The following is a 2,109-nucleotide window of genomic DNA, read 5'->3' on the forward strand; positions in this document are numbered from 1 at the left end:
GAAGGCTTTGGTGCTATGATTATCACTCACTACCAACGTCTCTTGAACTACATCACACCAGACGTGGTCCACGTGATGATGGAAGGTCGTGTTGTCCTTTCTGGTGGTCCAGAATTGGCTGCCCGTTTGGAACGTGAAGGATACGCAAAACTGGCTGAAGAACTTGGCTACGACTACAAGGAAGAATTGTAATTCCCTCGTATCTTTTAGGAGAAGTAAATGACTAAAGAGAATATTAAACTTTTTTCAGAAATGTACGCTGAACCAAGCTGGTTGGCAGACCTCCGTCAAAAAGCTTTTGATAAGATTGAGAGTTTGGAATTACCAGTTATTGAGCGTGTCAAATTTCACCGCTGGAATCTGGGAGATGGTACCATCACAGAAAGTGAACCGTCAGCAAATGTTCCAGACTTCACAGCTCTAGATAATCACTTGAAGTTGGTGCAAGTAGGAACTCAGACTGTTTTTGAACAAACTCCAGTTGAATTGGCTGAACAAGGAGTAGTCTTTACAGACTTTCACTCAGCTTTAGAAGAAATTCCAGAACTTATCGAGGAATTCTTCATGTCATCAGTTAAGTATGATGACGACAAGTTGGCAGCCTACCACACGGCTTACTTTAACAGTGGTGCTGTTCTCTACATTCCTGATAACGTTGAGATTACAGAGCCAATCGAAGGAATTTTCTACCAAGACAGCGATAGCGATGTGCCATTTAACAAGCATATTCTGATCATTGCAGGTAAAAACTCTAAAATCAGCTACCTTGAACGTCTTGAGTCTCGTGGCCAAGGTAGTGCCAAGGCAACTGCTAATATTACGGTCGAAGTGATTGCTCGTTCAGGTGCGCAAGTGAAATTTGCAGCGATTGACCGTTTAGGTGAAAATGTCACTGCCTATATTAGCCGTCGTGGTAAACTAGGCAACGATGCAAGCATTGACTGGGCAATCGGTGTCATGAACGAAGGAAATGTTGTTGCTGATTTTGATAGCGATTTGATTGGAAATGGTAGCCATGCTGACCTTAAAGTCGTAGCTCTTTCAAGTGGCCGTCAGGTTCAAGGGATTGATACTCGAGTGACTAACTATGGTTGCAACTCTATCGGAAATATCCTCCAACATGGGGTTATCCTTGAAAAAGCAACTTTGACCTTCAATGGTATTGGACACATTATCAAGGGTGCTAAGGGAGCTGATGCGCAGCAAGAAAGTCGTGTTCTCATGCTTTCAGATCAGGCGCGTTCAGATGCCAACCCCATTCTTTTGATTGATGAAAATGACGTAACTGCAGGTCACGCGGCTTCTATCGGTCAGGTGGATCCAGAAGATATGTACTACCTCATGAGCCGTGGCTTGGATAAGGCGACTGCTGAGCGTTTGGTTGTTCGTGGTTTCCTTGGCTCCGTAATTGTTGAGATTCCAGTCAAAGAAGTTCGTGACGAAATGATTGCAACTATCGAAGAAAAATTGTCAAAACGCTAAGGGGAAGCCTATGTTAGATGTAGAAGCGATTCGCAAGGATTTTCCAATTTTGGACCAGATTGTCAACGATGAACCTCTGGTCTATCTGGACAATGCTGCGACGACACAAAAACCACTAGCAGTTCTTGAAACGATTAACCGCTACTATGAGCAGGACAATGCCAATGTTCACCGTGGTGTTCATACCTTGGCGGAGCGAGCAACAGCTTCTTATGAAGCTGCTCGTGAAACCATTCGTAAGTTTATCAATGCAGGCTCTACAAAGGAAGTTCTCTTTACCAGAGGAACGACAACCAGTCTTAACTGGGTGGCACGCTTTGCTGAGGAGATTTTGACTGAGGGAGACCAGGTCTTGATTTCTGTCATGGAACACCATTCCAATATCATTCCTTGGCAGGAAGCTTGTCGCAAGACTGGGGCAGAGCTTGTCTATGTCTATCTCAAGGATGGAGCTCTGGATATGGATGACTTGCGCGCTAAATTGACGGACAAGGTCAAGTTTGTTTCGCTAGCTCATGCCTCTAATGTCCTTGGTGTGGTCAATCCTATCAAGGAAATCACGAAATTGGCCCACCAAGTTGGAGCTATCATGGTAGTGGATGGTGCTCAATCTACGCCTCATATGAA

2 protein-coding genes and 1 pseudogene are annotated in these 2,109 nt (G+C 44.5%); all 3 read left to right on the forward strand.

Annotated features, from left to right (window positions below):
• Window positions 1-192, forward strand: a pseudogene (locus tag GMD4S_RS11960) (ABC transporter ATP-binding protein); the annotation flags it as partial.
• A gap of 27 nt (window positions 193-219) precedes the next feature.
• On the forward strand, window positions 220-1,482 hold the full coding sequence (gene sufD / locus GMD4S_RS11965; RefSeq protein WP_000159666.1) for a Fe-S cluster assembly protein SufD: 1,263 nt from the start codon (window positions 220-222) through the stop codon (window positions 1,480-1,482).
• 10 nt (window positions 1,483-1,492) lie between these two features.
• Window positions 1,493-2,109, forward strand: a 617-nt coding sequence (locus tag GMD4S_RS11970; protein ID WP_000887700.1) for an aminotransferase class V-fold PLP-dependent enzyme, incomplete at its 3' end; no start/stop codon positions are given.

This window comes from Streptococcus sp. GMD4S, assembly GCF_000296955.1.